Genomic DNA, 17,224 nt, shown 5'->3' with positions numbered 1-17,224 from the left:
TGTCACTCGAATTGAAAGAAGACCGCTCCAGATGAGCGAGAACACCTCCTCCGCCGGCGAACGCCTCGCCAAAGTCATCGCCCGGGCCGGGATCTGCTCGCGCCGCGACGCCGAAGGCTACATCACCTCCGGCCGCGTCGCGGTCAATGGCAGCGTCGTCAAGACCCCGGCCTTCAACGTCGTCGAGGCCGATGCCATTGCCGTCGACGGCAAGCCCATCGCCCGCAAGCAGGCCACCCAGCTCTGGCTCTACCACAAGCCCGCCGGGCTGATGGTGACCGAGAAGGACCCCGAGGGCCGTCCCACCGTGTTCGAGGCCTTCGCGCAGATGGACCTGCCGCGCGTGCTGACGGTCGGGCGCCTCGATTTCAACACCGAGGGCCTGCTGCTGCTCACCAATGACGGCGGGCTGAAGCGCACGCTGGAGCTGCCCGCCACCGGCTGGGTGCGGCGCTATCGCGTCCGTGCCTTCGGCGCCATCACCCAGGACCGGCTCGATACGCTGGCCGAGGGGATCACCGTCGAGGGCGTCGATTACGGCCCCATCGAAGCCGTGCTCGATTCCGCCACCGGCGCCAATGTCTGGCTCACCGTGGGCCTGCGCGAAGGCAAGAACCGCGAAGTCCGCAACGTGCTCGGCGCCCTGGGCCTCGAGGTCAACCGCCTGATTCGGCTGTCCTATGGCCCGTTCCAGCTCGGCGACCTGCCGGCCGGGCACGTGGAAAAGGTCCGGACCCGCATCCTCAAGGACCAGCTCGGCAAGCGGCTGGCCGACAGCGCCGGGGCCGATTTCGACAGCCCCGTCGACGAGGAGGCCGCCCAGCCGCGCCGCCGCGCGCCGCAAAAGCCCGAGACCCGCGCCACCGAGCGCGACCGCTATACGGGCCTGCGCAAGCGCCCCGATTTCAAGCGCCCCGAGCGCCGCGAGGCCCCGCCCCGCGTGGTGCATTTCGACGATGGCCGCCCGTCCGAGACCTTCATCCCGCAGGCGCGCCGCCGCGATGACGATGATAACAAGCGCCGCGACGACCGCCCGGCCCGCCCCGGCGGCTTCAAGAAGCGTTTCGAGGGCGACGACCGTCCCCGCCGCCCTGCTGGCGATGGCGGCCGCCCCGACGCCAGGCGCAGCTTCGGCAACAAGCCGTTCAGCAAGGAAAGCCGCGGCGGCGATACCGGCCGCCCCCACCGGGCCCGGCCCGAAGGGGAGGCCCGTCCGTTCCGCAAGGATGAGGGCCGCCCGCTGGCCCGCCGCACCGGCCCCAACAAGGGCGACAAGGCCTTTGGCGACCGCCCGCCGCGCCGCGATGGCGACCGGCCCTTTGCCAAGGGGCCGCGCCGCGACCGGCCCGAGGGCGGGTTTTCCGATCGGCCGGCCCGTCCCGGCGGCGGCGACCGCCGTCCGCCCCGGGCCCCGCGCCCCGACGATCGTGGTGCGCCGTCCGGCAACCGCAAGCCCCGGCGCGACTCCGGCGACAACCGCCCGGGCCGTGGTCCTTCCGCGCGCGGCGACCGCCGCCCGCCGCGTCCGGGCCGTCCCCGGCGCGACGAGGACAAATAGCCCATGCGCATCGTTGCCGGCCGCTTTCGCGGCAAGCAGCTCGAAACGCCGAAATCCGGCGCGATCCGCCCCACGGCCGATCGCGTCCGGGAGGCGGTGTTCTCCATCATCGGCAGCCGCATCGGCCCCGATCTGGATGGGCTCTACGTACTCGATCTTTTCGCCGGCACCGGCGCCATGGGCCTCGAAGCGCTGTCGCGCGGCGCCCTCCATTGCGTCTTCGTCGATACCGGCATCGAGGCGCGGGGGCTGATCCGTGGCCATATCGAGAGCTTCGGCCTCGGCGGCCAGACCAAGCTCCTCAAGCGCGACGCCACCGATCTCGGCCCGGTCGAGCGCTTAAAACCCGCCGATCTCGTCTTCGTCGATCCCCCCTATGGCGAGGGGCTGGGCGAAAAGGCCATCGCCTCGGCGCTGGCCGGGGGATGGCTCGCGCCGGACGCCCTGATCGTCCTCGAAGAGCGCAAGGACGTCGCCATCGCCGCGCCGTCCGGCACGGAGGTCATCGACCGGCGCGAATATGCCGACACGGCGGTCACCTTCCTCGTTCGCACCTGAGCCGCTCCACCTGTTGAGCACTGTGGGGAAAACGCAACGCGGCCCCAAAATGCCACACAATCGCCACCAGCGGCCATCTTCTGGCGGAACCGTCATCCCGTTCAAGGGGTTGGCTGGATATTGCTCTCAAAACTGGAGGTTTGGACCAATGCTGTTCGTGATCCTGGGTCTTGTCGGGGCGGTGGCCGTTCTGGTGGCTTCGGTCACCGGTCTGCTGGTGGCCGCCGGGGCCGAGCACGACAGGCCCGCCTAATCCTCAGAGTGTTTCCAGGATAAGTGGGTACCACTTATCCGGTTCGGAAACGCGATCAAACAAAGACTTAGAGCTCCTGATCTGATTCAATCAGATCAGGAATTGCTCTAGCGCCGCCCGAACAATCGCTCCAGATCGTCCTTCTTGAGCTCGATATAGGTCGGGCGCCCATGGATGCACTGCCCCGAATGGGGCGTCGCCTCCATCTCGCGCAGCAGGGCGTTCATCTCGTCGCCGCGCAGCCGCCGCCCCGAGCGCACCGAGCCATGGCAGGCCATGCGGGCGATGATCGTGTCGAGCCGTTCCTCGATCACCGCCACCGAATCCCATTCGGCCAGCCCATCGGCGAGGTCGCGCACCAGCCCTTCGATATCGGCCTGGCCGAGCAGGGCAGGGGTCTCATTGATGGCGACGGCGCCCGGCCCGAAGCGGTCGAGATAGAGGCCCAGCCGTTCCAGCGTCGGCGCCGCCTCCTCCAACCGGGCGCAATCTTCTTCCGGCAGGTCGATGACCACCGGGATCAATTGCCGCTGGCTCGGCACCGGCCCGGCCCGCAATTGCGTGCGGAAGCGTTCATAGACCAGCCGCTCATGCGCCGCGTGCTGATCCACCAGCACCAGCGCATCCCCGTTCTGGGCCACGATATAGTTCTCGAACACCTGCGCCCGCGCGACCCCCAGGGGGAATTCACCCGGCGCGGCAGGGGCTTCGGCGATGGGCTCCATGCGTGCGCTCGGCGCGTCGAACCGCCGGATTTCCGCCGCCAGATGCGGCTGATAGGGCAGCCTGCCGTCGAGATGGGCGTGCGGCGGGCGATAAAAGGGCGTCGCCGTCGCCGGCTCGGCCAGCGCCGAAAGTGGCTCGGGTGCCCCTGAATACGAGGGCATGGGCGCGCGAAAACTCGACAGCGCCGCGTCGGCGACGCTCGACGAGGCCTTGAACCCCGCCGCCGCCAGCGCCTCGCCAATGGCCCGGATCACCGCGCCGCGCACCGCCCCTTGGTCGCGGAAGCGCAATTCCGCCTTGGCCGGGTGCACGTTGACGTCGACCTCGCCGGGATCGATGGCCACGAACAGCGCGATCACCGGAAACCGGTCGCGGTGCAAGAAATCGGCATAGGCGGCGCGCACCGCCCCCAGCAGCACCTTGTCGCGCACCGAGCGGCCATTGACGAAATAGAACTGGTTGAGCGTGTTGGCGCGCGAATAGGTCGGCAATCCGGCCAGCCCGCCCACGACGATCCCCCCGCGCGCGAAGGCGATCTCCTGCGCATTGGCCGGGAAATCGGCCCCGATGATCTGCGCCAGCCGGGCGTGCACGGCATTTTCCCCGTGCTGGGCCGGCCAGTTGAGCGGCTGGCGGTCGCTGCCCGAGAGCACGAAATGCACGCCGCGATGCGCCATGGCGAGGCGCTTGATCACATCGGTGATCGCCCCGGCCTCGGCGCGGTCCGATTTGAGGAATTTGAGCCGCGCCGGGATGGCAGCGAAGAGATTTTTGACCTCGATCACCGTCCCCCGGTTGATCGGGTGCGGCACCGGCCCCTCTTTCGTCCCCCGCCGCACCGTGATCTTCAGTCCCGTTTCCGCATCCACGGTGCGCGAGGCGATCGACAGGTCCGAGACCGAGCCGATCGAAGCCAGCGCCTCGCCGCGGAATCCCAGCGTGCGGATGTCGTCCAGCCCGTCCTCGGCCAGTTTCGACGTGGCGTGCCGCTCGACCGACAGCACCAGGTCGTCACGGTCCATGCCATGGCCGTCATCCTCGATGCGGATCAGCGACTTGCCGCCCGCCGCCGTGGTGATGGCAATCCGCCTCGCGCCGGCGTCCAGCGCGTTTTCGACCAGTTCCTTGACCACGCTGGCCGGCCGCTCCACCACCTCGCCGGCGGCGATCTTGTTGATCAGGTCGTCTGGAAGCTGGCGGATGGCCATGGGCGGTGATTCTCCTTGGCCCTATTCTAACAATAGGACAGTCTCCGCCAAAGCTGATATGGACGCGTCCCATGACCACGCCCGACAATCCCATGGAGATCGCCTTTGCGCTGGCCGAGGAGGCCGCCGCCGCCGGCGAGGTGCCGGTGGGTGCTGTGGTGGTGCGCCAGGGGAGGGTCATCGGCCGGGGCCGCAACACCATGCGCGAAACCCGCGATCCCACCGCCCATGCCGAGTTCAATGCCATCCGCGCGGCGCTCGAGGCGGACGGCACCGGGCGGCTGGGCGATTGCGACCTCTATGTCACGCTCGAACCCTGCACCATGTGCGCCGGGGCCATCGCCCATGCGCGGCTCCGCCGGGTCTATTACGCCGCCGAGGACCCCAAGGGCGGCGCCGTCGACAATGGGGTGCGGTTCTTTGCCCAGCCCACCTGCCACCACGCCCCCGAAGTGATCGGCGGGGTGCAGGCGACGCGGGCCGCCGAACTGCTCAGGAGATTTTTCGCTGCGAGGCGATGAACATCTCGATTTCCTTGGAGAGCTGGTATTTGAAGCGGTCCTTTTCCGCGTCGCCCGCCGCCACGATTTCCCGCACCCGCCAATATTCATGCGCGCCCATATTTACGTGGTGGGGGCGGAAATAGAGGTCGGGCGGATAGGCGGCGATCATGTTGGCGATCATCTGGTGCATCATGATCTGCGCCGAGCCGAACCCGATATCGAGCATGGTCGGGATCTTGCCTTCGGGCCAGGGCCGGGGATCGCCGCTGACGTCGATGCCGATCAGGATGTCGTTGCCCGCTCCGGCGAGGTCGAGCGGCAGCGGGTTGACCACCCCGCCATCCACCAGCAGCGTGTCGTGATGGCTGACCGGCTTGAAGAGGCTCGGCACCGCCAGCGATCCGGCCACCGCCGGCCGCAGCGGGCCGGTGTTGAACGGCACCTGGTGCCAGGATTTGAAGTCCGTCGCCACGCAGACAAAGGGGATGGCCAGCGTCTCGAAGGTTTCCGCCATGCCGTCCGGCGTGAAGGTATCGAAGATCTGCTCGGGGTCGAGCTGGATCGATATGCCCTCGCGCAGGATATTGCTCATGGAGCGGAACTGGGTGGAGAGCAGCCGCCCGAACAGCCCGTTCCGCGTGCCGAGCATCTGATAGGCCAGTTCGCGGATGTCCCGGCCGCTGAGCCCGGCCGCCCAGCCCGATCCGAGCAGGGCGCCGATCGAGGTGCCGGCGATGAGGTCGGGCCTGAGCCCCAATTCGTCCATGGCTTCGATGAACGGGATATGCGCCAGCCCGCGCGCGGCGCCGCCGCCGAGCGCAATGCCTATCCGCGGATCGTCCATGGTTCCCACAGCGCGTGAGCCTCCAAGCTGGAAGCCGAGCCTATTCCACCTCCAACCCGTTGAGAAGCCGCTCGCGTCCTGAGGGTTAGGGTCGAAGCGCGATTATATCCCGCTCACGACGCTGCCAGATTTGGTCGGCCCGGCAGGAAAGACGCGACGCCCGTGTCCTAACACGGGCAAGCGGCTTGACGTACCGGACGGGCACAGCCGGCGCGCCCCTCCGGGGTGGGACGAAAATGGCCAGCTGGTGCGTCAGAGAGCTTACCCGTATTTCGATACGCGCTGCGCTCTCTTCCTGCCATCTGGCCATTTTCGTCTCCATCGTGAACGTGATATAATCGCGCTTCGACCCTAAAGTGCGCGCCAGCCGATATCGCGGCGGCAGAACCCTTCTGGCCAGTCGATGGCCTCGACCGCCGCGTAGGCGCGGGCGCGGGCCTCTTCCACGTCATCGCCGATTGCCGTGACATTGAGCACCCGCCCGCCATTGGCCAGCACCCGCGCGCCGTCGCGGACCGTGCCGGCGTGGAAGACGCGTACGGTGTCGCTGTCGAGCCCGTCGAGGCCGCCGATCTCCGAGCCCTTTGCGTAGTCGCCCGGATATCCCTTGGCCGCCATGACGACGGTCAGTGCCACCTGCTCCTTCCAGCGCGGGGTGACCGTGGCCAGCCGCCCGGTCGCGGTCGCTTCGAGAATGTCGATGAGGTCGCTGTCGAGCAGCATCATCAGCACCTGGCATTCGGGGTCGCCGAACCGCGTGTTGAACTCGATCAGCTTGGGCCCGTCCTCGGTGATCATCAGCCCGGTGAACAGCACCCCGGTGAAGGGCGTGCCGCGCGCCGCCATGCCGGCGATGGCCGGGGTGACGATCTCGCGCACAACACGTTCCATAACGGCCATTGTCATAGCGGGAGCAGGCGCATAAGCCCCCATTCCGCCCGTATTTGGCCCTTGATCGCCGTCAAAAGCGCGCTTGTGGTCCTGCGCGGCCGGCAGCAGCACCGTATCCTTGCCGTCGCAAATGGCGAAAAAACTGGCCTCCTCGCCGACCAGGCAGTCCTCGATCACCACTTCCGCCCCCGCCGCCCCGAAGGCGCCATCGAAGCATTCGCGCAGGGCTTCTTCAGCGTTTTCAATGGTTTCCGCGACCGTCACGCCCTTGCCCGCCGCCAGCCCATCCGCCTTGATGACGATGGGCGCCCCCTTCTCGCGCACATGGGCCAGCGCCGGCTCCAGCTTGTCGAAGCGCGCATAGGCCGCAGTGGGTATCCCCGTCTCGTCGCACAAGGCCTTGGTGAACGCCTTGGACCCCTCCAGCTGCGCCGCGACCCCCGAGGGCCCGAACACCGCGAACCCCGCCGCCCGCAAATCGTCAGCGATTCCAGCCACTAACGGCACTTCCGGCCCCACCACCACGAGGTCGATGGCTTCGCTGCGGCAGAACGCAATCACCGCGTCATGATCGGCCACATCGAGCGCGACATTCTCCGCGATCGCCTCTGTGCCGCCATTGCCGGGGGCCACGAACAGCTTGTCCAGCCGGTTCGATTTCGTCATCGCCCAGGCCAGCGCGTGCTCCCGTCCGCCCGATCCGATCAGCAAAACCCGCATTGTCGCTTCTCCTGGCCGTCCATTCGTGGCGCCCCTCTATCATGGCCCATCCGGCCCCGCCACCCTTGACGGAATCGTATGGGTCGGCCACCAACACACCATGAGCGATGCCCAGTCCAATGCCCATGAGTTCACGGTCACCGAAATCTCCAGCGCGGTAAAGCGCACGGTCGAGGACACCTTCGGCTTCGTGCGCGTGCGCGGCGAGATATCGGGGTTTCGCGGCCGCCACAGTTCGGGCCACAGTTATTTCACCCTCAAGGATGACGGCGCCGTTATCGACGCCGTGGTCTGGAAGGGCAGCTATCAGCGCCTGACCTTCAAGCCCGAGGAAGGGCTGGAGGTCATCGCCACCGGGCGCCTCACCACCTATCCGCGCTCGTCGAAATACCAGATCGTCATCGAGCAGATCGAGCCGGCCGGGGCAGGGGCCCTGATGGCGCTCCTCGAGGAGCGGCGCAAGAAGCTGCTCGCCGAAGGCCTGTTCGCCCCCGAACGCAAGCGCCCGCTCCCCTATCTGCCGCAGGTGATCGGGGTCATAACCTCCCCGACCGGCGCGGTGATCCGCGATATCCTGCACCGCCTCGACGACCGTTTCCCCTCCCATGTCATCGTCTGGCCGGTTCGCGTCCAGGGCGAGACCTGCGCTCCCGAGGTCACCGCGGCCATCGATGGCTTCAATGCCCTCTCGCCGGACGGTCCGATTCCCCGTCCCGACCTGCTGATCGTCGCGCGTGGCGGAGGGTCCATCGAGGACCTTTGGGGTTTTAACGAGGAAAGCGTCGTCCGCGCCGTGGCGCGCTCGGCGATTCCCGTGATCTCCGCCGTGGGCCACGAGACCGATATCACGCTGATCGACTATGTCGCCGACAAGCGGGCGCCGACGCCGACCGGCGCCGCGGAAATGGCCGTTCCGGTGCGCGCTGAGCTTATCGCCTATGTCGAGGATCTGGGCACCCGCCAGCGCCAGGCGACCCGCCGCGCCGCCTCGAGCCTGCGCGACCGGCTGCGCGCCGCCTCGGCCGGCCTGCCGCGCCCGGGCGATCTGGTCTCCACTCCGCGCCAGCGGCTCGATATGGCGACCACCCGGCTGGGCTCGGCCCTGCGCGTCGCCCAGCACAACAAGGCGCTGGACTATCAACGGGTGTCGGGGCGGTTGGCCCCGGGGCTGTTGCGCCAGCGCGCCGAGAGCGCCCGCAACCGCCTCGATACGGCCGCGACCCGCGCCGCCTATGGCCTCCAGACCCGGCTCGGCCGAGCCCGGCTCGCCTATACGCCGCTTGCCGGGCGCCTGCGGTCCGGCCTTTTGGCGGCGCCCGTTGATCGCGGCGCAAGGCGGCTCGAAACCGCCGCCGCGCGCCTCGACGCCGCCTATCTGCGCACCGTCGAAACGCGGCGGGCCCGGCTCGACGGCTTGTCCAAGCTCCTCTCCTCGGTGAGCTATCACCAGGTGCTGGCGCGCGGCTTTGCGCTGGTGACCGACAGCGCCGGGAACCTCGTGCGCACCGCCGCCGACGTCCAGCCCGGCGACGCGCTGTCGATCGACGTGGCACAGGGCACCATAGCCGCCACCGTGGCCGGCGCGCCGCCCATCCCCCGGCGCAAATCCAGGGCCGACCAGGGCCCGGACGAGCAGGAAAGTCTGTTTTGACGCTGCCTGAAATCCCCGGTAAACAGGCAGGGAAGGAAGCACACATGAATATTCTCGACCCGGGCTTCTCGCCCTCCGAAGCCAAGATCCGCTATCTCGACGCCGATTATGTCGTGGTCAAGCCCGGCACGTTCGTGCGCTGCGCGGTGACCGGCGTGCCGATCCCGATCGACGACCTCACCTATTGGAGCGTTGACCGGCAGGAGGCCTATGCCAGTGCAGAGATCGCCTTCCAAGCCTATCAAAGTTCGATCGGCGAGAGCTAGGTGCGGGCCCATACGCCGCGCGTGCTCGTCATCTCCAACGGACATGGCGAGGATGCCATCGGCGCCGAACTGATCCGGCGATTTCCCCGGGACGGCCGCGTGGAGGCCTATCCAGTGGTTGGCAGCGGCCACGCCTATCGCGACCTCTGTCCCCTTGTCGGCCCGCGTTCGCATATCCCCAGCCAGGGTTGGCGCCACGCCCGGGGCTCGGTGCGGCGCGATCTGGGTGCCATGCTGAAATCGGTCGCCCCGGCCGTGCGCTTCCTGCGCGATAGCCGCGACGTCTACGACAAGGTCGTCGTCATCGGCGACGCGGTTGGGCTGTTCCTCTCCTGGCGGGCCGGGCTGCGCGTCTCGATCTATCTCGACGTCTTCAAGACCGGCTATGCCCACGCCTATCCGGCTCTGGAGCGCTGGGTGATCGGCAGGACATGCGATCGCGTCTTCTGCCGCGATGACATTCTGGCGAAGAGCCTGAGCAAGGTCGGCATCGACGCGCATTCGCACGGCAATGTCATGATGGATACCATCCCCTATGGCGATTATGCGATCGACAGGGGGCCTCCCGAGCGCGCCATAATCGCTCTCCTGCCGGGGTCGCGGGCCAATACGCCGGCCAATCTTTCCATGCAGGTCGCGGCGCTGGAGCAGGTGGAGGGCGCTGGCGAGGCGGGCATTCACGTGGCCCTCGCCACCGGTATCGCGCCGGGCGATCTGGCCGCCGCCACCGGGCTGGCCTGGCACCCGCCGGAGAAAACGTCATCTTCGGATATGGGCGCCCTGGTCGGCAAGGGTCTCACCCTGCGCCTGGTGGCCGGGGCGATGGGCAATGTGCTGCAGGCGGCCGATTTCGTGCTCGCCCAGGCCGGCACCGCCACGCAGCAGGCGCTGGGGCTGGGCAAGCCCGTCATCACCTATAACGATCCCGCCAACCGCCCCAAGCGCATGGCCGACGAACAGGCGCTGATGGGAGAAAGCCGCATGCTGGTCGACCCTTCGGCGCACGCCATCGCCGATGCCGTGCGCCTGCTGCTCGATGACCCCGGCGAACGCGCCCGGCGCGGCGCCATCGGCCGCGAACGCCTCGGCGGCCCCGGCACGCTCGATGCGGTGCTGGCGGAACTGTTCGGCTAAAGCGCGTCCTCGGCCGGATCGAGCAGCTTGTGCAGATGCACGATGAAATAGCGGGTCTGCGCGTCGTCGACCGTCATCTGTGCCTTCTGCTTCCACACGTCATAGGCCGCCTTGTAGTTGGGATAGACCCCGACGATGTCGACCGCGTTTAGATCCTTGAATTCGATGCTTGCAAGTCCGGACAACTCGCCGCCGATGACGAGATGGAGCAATTGTTTTCCCGATGCTTCGGTCATATCGATCCCGACCCTTGTTCCAGAATTTGTGGGCAGCCATAGACGGTGCGCAGCGCGTCGCGCAAGGGCGATAGTAGCGAGCCGTCTGCCGTCGCGGCAAGCGCGCCATGGCGGGTATCGCTGACATTGTAGATCGGCGTGCCGCTGCACACGTCTTCGAATGCAGCGCCCGCCTCGGTGAGGATCAGGTCCGCCCCAGCCACGTCCCAGTCCTGCGCGCCGCGCCGCGCCACGGTGGCCGCCAGCCGGCCCGCCGCAACCTGGACCAGCCGATAGGCCAGCGAGGGATAGAGCGGACCCTTCTGGTAGTCGAGGCCGCTTTCGGCCAGTTCCCGATGCACGGCGGCGGGGGCAGGGATTAGGCGTTCGCGCTCGGGGGCGGGACGTGCGTCCAGCCGGTTGCCATTGCAGCTCGCCCCCAGCCCCTTGCCCGCCACATACATCTCGTCGCGCACCGGGGCATAGACCACGGCGGCGACCGGGCGGCCGTCTTCGACCACGGCGAGGGAAATCGTCCAGCTGTCCTCGCCATTGATGAAGCCGCGCGTGCCGTCGATGGGGTCGACGATGAAGATCCGCCGGCGGCTCATCCGGTCGAGGGAATCCACCGTCTCCTCGCTGAGCCAGCCATAATCGGGCCGCGCGGCCCGCAGGGCGTGGGTCAGGAACCCGTCCACCGCGATATCGGCTTCCGAGACGGGGGAGGTGGCGTTCTTGGTCCAGGTCTTGAGGTCGGTGCGGAAAAAGCCCAGGGCGATGATCCCGGCATGAACGGCAGCCGATTTTAGCAGCTTGATATCGTCCTCGATGCCATGGGAAATGTTGGTGGGCATGCCCACTCCGCGCTTGATTAAGAAGGGTCGGGGCCCGCCATCGCGGGCGCGCCCTTGTTATGCCGGTTGGCAAGGCCGCGCAAGCTCATGCGGTTAATCGCCTCTTACACCGGGTGAGATTCCGCTAACCCATTTCAATACAAGACAAACTTAACCCCGTTTTTTAAGCCGTTCGTGAGGGCGCCGCGCTAGATTGGCCTCAACAAAAACGAGAGCACCAAAAAACAAACGCTCTCGAAAGTTGACAGGAAGGCTGACTATGGTTCGCGGTGTAACGATTGATGGATTGCCCTGTGTGCTCCTCGCCGGCGCGGGATGTTCCCAGCCCGGTATTTTCCAACCCGCGAACGACAATGGTCCGCTCGCCGATGTGAGGACGGTCACCGTGCGGCGCCAGCTCGACAAGAGCGGCGTGACGGTCAAGGTCAAGGTGCCGGTCGCCGAATATATCGGGGTTGCGGTCGCCACCCATATTTCCGAATCCGGCGATCTGACCTCGACGATCGAACTGGTCCATCCCAATGGCGACTTCAACTATCGCGTCTATGAAGAGGGCGGCAACGCCAACATCGTCGCCGAATGGCAGAACTGGGGCAAGAAGCTCCGCCTGCCGCTCTATATCCGGGCCGGCGACGGCAGCCTCGTGGCCTATTCCCAGCAGATCGACGGCGTGATGGTCGGGGTCGAGCATTCCCGCCGCATGCTGTCGGCCGAAGCCGAACGCCGCACCCGTTTCGCCCGCCGCCGCAAGCCCGGCGAGCGCACGGCCTGATCCCAGGGTTTCTTGCGACCTCCAAAGCGCAAACACTTGCCCCGCCCTCGTGGCGGGGCAAGTGTTCAGACGAGGGTGTCGGCGACAAGGGCCAGCGTAAACGCCATGCCCAGCCAGTGATTGGATTTGAACAGCATCAGGCTGCGCGCGCCATTAATGCGCTCGATGGTGAGCACCTGCCAGCAAAGATGGGCCGCGGTGACGGCAAACAGCGCGAAAAACACGAGACTCGCGCCCGAAAGTGCGGCGGCGATCAGCCACAGCACCGCAGCGACGCTATAAAACAGCGCCACGAAGGGCCTCACCTTCTCCCCGGCCAGCCTCGCGGTGGATTTCACCCCGATCAGCACGTCGTCCTCCACATCCTGCAAGGCGTAGATCGTGTCATAGCCGATCGTCCAGGAGATGCAGCCCAGATAGAGGATGAAGGCGGGCAGCGCCAGGGTTCCCGTGACTGTCGCCCAGCCCAGCAGCGCCCCCCAGGAGAAGGCGAACCCCAGGAAGAGTTGCGGCCAATAGGTCACCCGCTTCATGAAGGGATAGATGGCCACCAGTCCCAGCGAGGCGATGCCGAGCAGGATCGAGAATGGGTTGAACTGCACCAGCACCGCCAGCCCGACCAGCGACTGCGCGACCAGCCACATCGCCGCCTGCCTGACGCTCACCTGCCCGGAAGGGATGGGGCGCGAGCGGGTGCGGGCCACCTTGTCGTCGATGTCGCGGTCGACGATGTCGTTGAAGGTGCAGCCGGCGCCCCGCATGGCCACGGCCCCGATGAAGAACAGCACCAGATGCCACCAGTTGAAGCCGGTTCCGGTCGCGATGGCCACCAGCCCGAGCGCATAGGCGCAGGGCCAGAACAGCAGCTGGTAGCCGATCGGGCGGTCGAGGCGCGACATGCGCAGATAGGGTTTGGCGGCTTGGGGCGCGTGGCGGTCGACCCAATTGCCCCTGGGGGCGTCGGCGACGCTGCCCGGGCTCTGATCCTGCATGAAGGGGCCTTTTTCGACGGATGATTGTCTGCCAAAAGGGTCTAACGTTCAAACGCTTCAAGTCAACAGCCGCAATGCCCCGAACCCACAAGCACCTGCCGCGTCTTTATCTCGACCAGCCCATGCACACCGGCATGGAGATCGCCCTCGACAAGGACCAGACCAACCATCTGGTCAACGTACTGCGGCGCGGGGCAGGGGACCGATGCGTCGTCTTCAACGGCCGCGACGGCGCCTTCCTGTGCGAGATCGCGGAGGCGGGGAAAAAGCTGGCGACGCTGAAGCTCGTCGAGCAATCCGCACCCCAGACCGAGCCCAACGACCTCTGGTTCGGTTTTGCGCCCATCAAGCGGCTGGACTACCAGATCCAGAAGGCGACCGAGATGGGCGCCGGCATCATCCAGCCGGTCATCACCCGCTATGTGCAGAATCCGCGCCCCAACCCCGACAAGCTCGAGGCCCACGCCATCGAGGCGGCGCAGCAGTGCGAGGTGCTGAGCGTGCCGGTCATCGCGCCGCGCATCGGCTTTGACGCACTGCTCGAGAGCTGGCCCGCCGCCCATGGCGACCGCATGCTGGTCTTCGGCGACGAAAGCGCCGCCTCCTCTTCGCCCATCGATTCGCTCGCCGAGCTGGAGGGCCGGCGGCTCGGCCTGCTGATCGGTCCGGAGGGCGGGTTCGCCGACGAGGAGCGCGCCGCCCTGCTCGCCGCCGATTTTGTCGTCCCGATCAGCCTGGGCCCGCGCATCCTGCGGGCCGATACGGCCGCGGTGGCGGCGCTGGCCCTCATCCAGGCCGTAGCGGGCGACTGGTAGCAGTTTTATCGTAAGATGACGATAAACAGTATTGATCTCGGAACCGCGCCTTGTATTGTCGCGACTCCGGTCGCCGACCGCATAGCTCGAGGTACTCATGGCTGAAAAGCCCTCGCCCATCATCGAATCGCGCACCCAACTCGTCGAGGCTCTGTCGCGTGGCTGCAAACCCCGCGACGCCTGGCGCATCGGCACCGAGCACGAGAAGTTCACCTTCTACCGGGATGGATTCCGTCCCGTTCCCTATGAGGGCGAGAACGGTATCGGGGCGCTGCTCGACATGGTGCGGCGCGAAACCGCCTGGACGCCCAGCTATGACGGCGAGACGGTGATCGGGCTCAACGACCCCGTGGGCGGGGGAGCGATCTCGCTGGAGCCGGGCGGCCAGTTCGAGCTGTCGGGCGCGCCGCTGGAAACCATCCACCAGACCTGCTCGGAAGCCAACGACCACCTCAAGCTGCTGCGCAAGTTCACCGAGCCCATGGGCATCGATTTCCTCGGCATCGGCACCATTCCCACCTGGTCGCTCGACGAGATTCCGGTTATGCCGAAATCGCGCTACGGCATCATGAAGCCCTATATGGAAAAGGTCGGCGCCCTCGGGACCTCGATGATGTTCCGCTCGGCGACGGTGCAGGTCAATCTCGATTTCGCGTCGGAAGCCGACATGGTCAAGAAGCTGCGGGTGAGCCTGGCCCTCCAGCCCGTCGCCACGGCGCTGTTTGCCAATTCGCCTTTCCTCGACGGCAAGCCCAACGGTTTCCTCTCCTTCCGCTCCAATATCTGGCTGCATACCGACGCTGATCGCACCGGCATGCTGCCCTTCGCCTTCGAGGACGGCATGGGCTTCGAGCGCTATGTCGATTATGCCCTCGACGTGCCGATGTATTTCATCATCCGCGACGGTCGCTATATCGACTGCGCCGGCGAGAGCTTCCGCGCCTTCCTTAACGGCAAGCTGCCGCAGCGCCCGGGGGAAAAGCCCACGGTCAAGGATTGGGAGGATCACCTCTCGACGCTGTTTCCCGAAGTGCGCATGAAGCAGTTTCTCGAAATGCGCGGCGCCGATGGCGCGCCCTGGGCCGGCATCTGCGCGCTTCCCGCCTTCTGGGTGGGCCTTCTCTATGACGACGCCGCGCTCGACGCGGCCTGGGAGCTTGTCAAGGATTGGACGGCGGAGGAGCGCCAGGCCCTGCGCGATGACGTCCCGCGCCTCGCTCTCAACACCCCGTTCCGGTCGGGAACGCTGTTTGAGATCGCCCGCGAGGCGGTGGCCATCGCCCGCTCCGGCCTCAAGGCCCGCAACCGGCTCAATTGGGAAGGGGCGGACGAGGCCGTGTTCCTCAGGCCCCTCGACCATACGCTCGAAACCGGCAAAACCCCGGCCGAGCGCCTGCTCGACCTTTATCACGGTGAATGGAAGGGCGATATCAGCCGGGTGTTTTCCGATTGCGGCATGGCGCGCGCGGCCTGAGCCGCGCGAGGCTATTTCGTCTGCGCCCTGAACACCGCCGCGCCGATCCAGGCACCCAGGACCACGAAGGCGATGGCGATCGCAAAGCCCAGAAGGGTTTCCGGGGCGAGGATCTCGCCCCGATAGACGGCCCGCAATCCTTCGACCACATGCTTGATCGGGTTGAAATCGGAGGCGATCTGCAGCCAGGCCGGAGCGAGGCTCATGGGGAGCAGAATGCCCGAAAGCAGCAGGATCGGCAGCGCGAACATATTGGTGAGCGGGGCAAAGGCATTCTCGCTCTTGAGCGACAGCGCCGCCCCATAGGAGAGGGCGGAGAACGCCGCCCCCAGCAGCCCCACCAGCACGAGCCCGATGACGATGACGGCGAAGGGAGCCCGCAATCCCATCAGCATCGCCGCGGCGACGAGGATCGCTCCCTGCACCATGACCAGCAGCATGTCGTGCAGCACCCGTCCGCCGATCAGTGCCCAGCGGCTGGCCGGGGTCACCAGCATGCGGTCGATCACCCCCGACCGCCATTCGGCAATGATGGCGAAGCCGACAAAGGCGGAACCGAAAATGCCCAGTTGCACCAGCAGGCCGGGAACGAAGACCGACCAGGAATCCCCTTGCGGAAAGCCCGGCGTCAGCGCCACCTGCTGCAAGAGCGGGCCGAACAGGGTGAGATAGAGGATCGGCTGCAGGATCGAGATGATCATCCAGGTCGGATTGGCCAGCGACAGCCGCAATTGCCGGTGAAAGACGACGAAGGTTTCTCTCAGAAAACGCATGGTGGACATCCTTACGCCGTTTCGCGCAGCGAGCGGCCGGTCAGGGTCAGGAAGACATCGTCGAGGGTAGGCTTTTTCACCTCGACGCCGATGATCTCGATCCCGGCCCGGTCGAGATCGCGCAGCAATTTCGGCAGCGCCGAGCCGCCGTCCGGCACGTGCAGGTTGACGGTCCCGCCTTCGGTGATCGGGGGGTCCGCCCCCTCCATCGCCGCGGCCAGCGCCGACGCTTCCTCCAGCCGACCCGTATCGGCGACGGTGAAGCTCACCGCATCGCCGGAAATCCGCTTCTTGAGCTCGGCCTGCGTGCCCTCGGCGACGATCTCCCCATGGTCCATGACGAGGATGCGGTCGCAGAGCTGGTCGGCCTCGTCCATGTAATGGGTGGTGATGAACACCGTCGTCCCCATCTCGTCGCGCAGCCGCCGGATATGCCCCCAGAGATTGGCGCGGCTCTGCGGGTCGAGCCCGGTCGAGGGTTCGTCGAGAAACACCAGCATGGGTTCGTTGATCAGCCCCATCACGATATCGAGCCGCCGCCGCTGGCCGCCCGAGAGCGCATTGCATTTGCGCTCCCATATGCCGTCGAGGTCGAGCGCCGAAAGCAGCGCCTTGCCTCGGGCGATGGCGGTTCTGGTGTCGATGCCGTAGAGCCGCGCATGGTCGACGATCTCGTTGCCGGCCAGGGCTTCCCCCAGCGTGCTGCCCGATTGCGAGACATAGCCGATCCGCCGGCGCACCCCTTCGGAATCGCTGCGCAGGTCGCATCCCGCCACCATGCCATTGCCGTCGGTCGGGGCCAGCAGCGTGCATAGCATTTTCAGCGTCGTGGTCTTGCCCGCGCCATTCGGTCCGAGAAAGCCCACGATCTCGCCGCGCCGCACCAGAAGGTCGACGCCGCGCACCGCTTCGATCTCCGCCTTCTTGGTCTTGTAGGTCCGCTTGAGGCCCTTGGCCTCGATCATGATTTCGGGAATATCGCGTTCCGTGTTCACTGGCTCGCTCATCTGTCTAATT

At 66.7% G+C, this 17,224-nt stretch carries 17 protein-coding genes; 9 read left to right on the top strand and 8 right to left on the bottom strand.

The genetic code is table 11. From position 1 onward, the window contains the following. The first annotated feature begins 31 nt into the window (after positions 1-31). Together DVH29_RS01485 and rsmD are read left to right on the top strand one after the other, a co-directional pair. On the top strand, positions 32-1,558 hold the full coding sequence (locus tag DVH29_RS01485) for a pseudouridine synthase (RefSeq protein WP_114644366.1): 1,527 nt from the start codon (positions 32-34) through the stop codon (positions 1,556-1,558). 3 nt (positions 1,559-1,561) lie between these two features. Beyond that, positions 1,562-2,116, top strand: a complete 555-nt coding sequence (gene rsmD / locus DVH29_RS01480; protein WP_114644365.1) for a 16S rRNA (guanine(966)-N(2))-methyltransferase RsmD — start codon at positions 1,562-1,564, stop codon at positions 2,114-2,116. A 360-nt stretch (positions 2,117-2,476) separates the two neighbouring features. Here the strand turns inward: rsmD and mutL are convergent, their stop codons facing one another. After that, entirely contained in the window at positions 2,477-4,303 is a 1,827-nt protein-coding gene (mutL, locus tag DVH29_RS01475; RefSeq protein ID WP_114644364.1) for a DNA mismatch repair endonuclease MutL, read from the bottom strand. 71 nt (positions 4,304-4,374) lie between these two features. On the opposite strand from mutL, the gene DVH29_RS01470 reads away from it, so the two are divergent. Continuing rightward, positions 4,375-4,824: a nucleoside deaminase gene (locus tag DVH29_RS01470; RefSeq protein WP_114644363.1), complete on the top strand. Its 450-nt coding sequence runs from the start codon at positions 4,375-4,377 to the stop codon at positions 4,822-4,824. Here DVH29_RS01470 and DVH29_RS01465 read toward each other — a convergent pair. Together DVH29_RS01465 and purD are read right to left on the bottom strand one after the other, a co-directional pair. After that, positions 4,796-5,650, bottom strand: a complete 855-nt coding sequence (locus DVH29_RS01465; protein ID WP_114644362.1) for a patatin-like phospholipase family protein — start codon at positions 5,648-5,650, stop codon at positions 4,796-4,798. The genes DVH29_RS01470 and DVH29_RS01465 overlap by 29 nt on opposite strands. 351 nt (positions 5,651-6,001) lie before the next feature. Then, positions 6,002-7,261 carry a phosphoribosylamine--glycine ligase gene (gene purD / locus DVH29_RS01460; RefSeq protein ID WP_114644361.1) on the bottom strand — a complete coding sequence of 420 codons (1,260 nt, stop codon included), beginning with the start codon at positions 7,259-7,261 and terminating at the stop codon, positions 6,002-6,004. 100 nt (positions 7,262-7,361) lie between these two features. On the opposite strand from purD, the gene xseA reads away from it, so the two are divergent. The 3 genes from xseA to DVH29_RS01445 are packed head-to-tail and all read left to right on the top strand — an operon-like array spanning position 7,362 to position 10,312. Further along, positions 7,362-8,912 (top strand): exodeoxyribonuclease VII large subunit, encoded by a 1,551-nt coding sequence (gene xseA / locus DVH29_RS01455; protein ID WP_114644360.1) that lies wholly within the window; start codon positions 7,362-7,364, stop codon positions 8,910-8,912. A gap of 44 nt (positions 8,913-8,956) precedes the next feature. Beyond that, entirely contained in the window at positions 8,957-9,178 is a 222-nt protein-coding gene (locus DVH29_RS01450) for a DUF2093 domain-containing protein (protein WP_114644359.1), read from the top strand. Continuing rightward, positions 9,179-10,312: a glycosyltransferase family protein gene (locus tag DVH29_RS01445; protein ID WP_114644358.1), complete on the top strand. Its 1,134-nt coding sequence runs from the start codon at positions 9,179-9,181 to the stop codon at positions 10,310-10,312. On the opposite strand, the gene DVH29_RS01440 is transcribed toward DVH29_RS01445, so the two are convergent. Continuing rightward, positions 10,309-10,548, bottom strand: coding sequence for a DUF4170 domain-containing protein (locus tag DVH29_RS01440; RefSeq protein WP_114644357.1), 240 nt, complete (start codon positions 10,546-10,548; stop codon positions 10,309-10,311). The two genes, DVH29_RS01445 and DVH29_RS01440, sit on opposite strands and share 4 nt — an antisense overlap. Further along, entirely contained in the window at positions 10,545-11,381 is an 837-nt protein-coding gene (locus tag DVH29_RS01435) for a 3'(2'),5'-bisphosphate nucleotidase CysQ (protein WP_114644356.1), read from the bottom strand. The genes DVH29_RS01440 and DVH29_RS01435 overlap by 4 nt, the downstream gene beginning before the upstream one ends. 370 nt (positions 11,382-11,751) lie before the next feature. On the opposite strand from DVH29_RS01435, the gene DVH29_RS01430 reads away from it, so the two are divergent. Continuing rightward, on the top strand, positions 11,752-12,153 hold the full coding sequence (locus DVH29_RS01430; protein WP_147275971.1) for a DUF6101 family protein: 402 nt from the start codon (positions 11,752-11,754) through the stop codon (positions 12,151-12,153). Positions 12,154-12,218: 65 nt separating this feature from the next. On the opposite strand, the gene ubiA is transcribed toward DVH29_RS01430, so the two are convergent. Further along, positions 12,219-13,145 (bottom strand): 4-hydroxybenzoate octaprenyltransferase, encoded by a 927-nt coding sequence (gene ubiA, locus DVH29_RS01425; protein WP_114644354.1) that lies wholly within the window; start codon positions 13,143-13,145, stop codon positions 12,219-12,221. A gap of 74 nt (positions 13,146-13,219) precedes the next feature. On the opposite strand from ubiA, the gene DVH29_RS01420 reads away from it, so the two are divergent. Both DVH29_RS01420 and DVH29_RS01415 read left to right on the top strand, forming a co-directional pair. Then, on the top strand, positions 13,220-13,960 hold the full coding sequence (locus tag DVH29_RS01420) for a 16S rRNA (uracil(1498)-N(3))-methyltransferase (RefSeq protein ID WP_114644353.1): 741 nt from the start codon (positions 13,220-13,222) through the stop codon (positions 13,958-13,960). Positions 13,961-14,057: 97 nt separating this feature from the next. Continuing rightward, positions 14,058-15,434: a glutamate--cysteine ligase gene (locus DVH29_RS01415; RefSeq protein WP_114644352.1), complete on the top strand. Its 1,377-nt coding sequence runs from the start codon at positions 14,058-14,060 to the stop codon at positions 15,432-15,434. Positions 15,435-15,445: 11 nt separating this feature from the next. Here DVH29_RS01415 and DVH29_RS01410 read toward each other — a convergent pair whose 3' ends face one another. Further along, positions 15,446-16,207: an ABC transporter permease gene (locus tag DVH29_RS01410; RefSeq protein ID WP_114644401.1), complete on the bottom strand. Its 762-nt coding sequence runs from the start codon at positions 16,205-16,207 to the stop codon at positions 15,446-15,448. 11 nt (positions 16,208-16,218) lie between these two features. Beyond that, a complete protein-coding gene (locus DVH29_RS01405; RefSeq protein WP_245944841.1) occupies positions 16,219-17,202 on the bottom strand; it encodes an ATP-binding cassette domain-containing protein in 984 nt (327 codons plus the stop codon). Positions 17,203-17,224 lie beyond the last annotated feature (22 nt).

Origin of the sequence: Pelagibacterium lacus (genome assembly GCF_003345525.1) — a bacterium.
GTDB lineage: Bacteria > Pseudomonadota > Alphaproteobacteria > Rhizobiales > Devosiaceae > Pelagibacterium > Pelagibacterium lacus.
The sequence above is the reverse complement of the archived record's forward strand: the minus strand, read 5'-3'. Positions and strand labels throughout refer to the sequence as shown.

What these genes read in the sequence shown, in the direction of transcription:
- purD (WP_114644361.1), bottom strand. Translation starts at nt 7,261, where the DNA reads ATGCGGGTTTTGCTGATCGGATCGGGCGGACGGGAGCACGCGCTGGCC.
- mutL (WP_114644364.1), bottom strand. Translation starts at nt 4,303, where the DNA reads ATGGCCATCCGCCAGCTTCCAGACGACCTGATCAACAAGATCGCCGCC.
- ubiA (WP_114644354.1), bottom strand. Translation starts at nt 13,145, where the DNA reads ATGCAGGATCAGAGCCCGGGCAGCGTCGCCGACGCCCCCAGGGGCAAT.
- DVH29_RS01450 (WP_114644359.1), top strand. Translation starts at nt 8,957, where the DNA reads ATGAATATTCTCGACCCGGGCTTCTCGCCCTCCGAAGCCAAGATCCGC.
- DVH29_RS01440 (WP_114644357.1), bottom strand. Translation starts at nt 10,548, where the DNA reads ATGACCGAAGCATCGGGAAAACAATTGCTCCATCTCGTCATCGGCGGC.
- DVH29_RS01470 (WP_114644363.1), top strand. Translation starts at nt 4,375, where the DNA reads ATGACCACGCCCGACAATCCCATGGAGATCGCCTTTGCGCTGGCCGAG.
- DVH29_RS01435 (WP_114644356.1), bottom strand. Translation starts at nt 11,381, where the DNA reads ATGCCCACCAACATTTCCCATGGCATCGAGGACGATATCAAGCTGCTA.
- DVH29_RS01420 (WP_114644353.1), top strand. Translation starts at nt 13,220, where the DNA reads ATGCCCCGAACCCACAAGCACCTGCCGCGTCTTTATCTCGACCAGCCC.
- DVH29_RS01415 (WP_114644352.1), top strand. Translation starts at nt 14,058, where the DNA reads ATGGCTGAAAAGCCCTCGCCCATCATCGAATCGCGCACCCAACTCGTC.
- xseA (WP_114644360.1), top strand. Translation starts at nt 7,362, where the DNA reads ATGAGCGATGCCCAGTCCAATGCCCATGAGTTCACGGTCACCGAAATC.
- DVH29_RS01485 (WP_114644366.1), top strand. Translation starts at nt 32, where the DNA reads ATGAGCGAGAACACCTCCTCCGCCGGCGAACGCCTCGCCAAAGTCATC.
- DVH29_RS01465 (WP_114644362.1), bottom strand. Translation starts at nt 5,650, where the DNA reads ATGGACGATCCGCGGATAGGCATTGCGCTCGGCGGCGGCGCCGCGCGC.
- rsmD (WP_114644365.1), top strand. Translation starts at nt 1,562, where the DNA reads ATGCGCATCGTTGCCGGCCGCTTTCGCGGCAAGCAGCTCGAAACGCCG.
- DVH29_RS01410 (WP_114644401.1), bottom strand. Translation starts at nt 16,207, where the DNA reads ATGCGTTTTCTGAGAGAAACCTTCGTCGTCTTTCACCGGCAATTGCGG.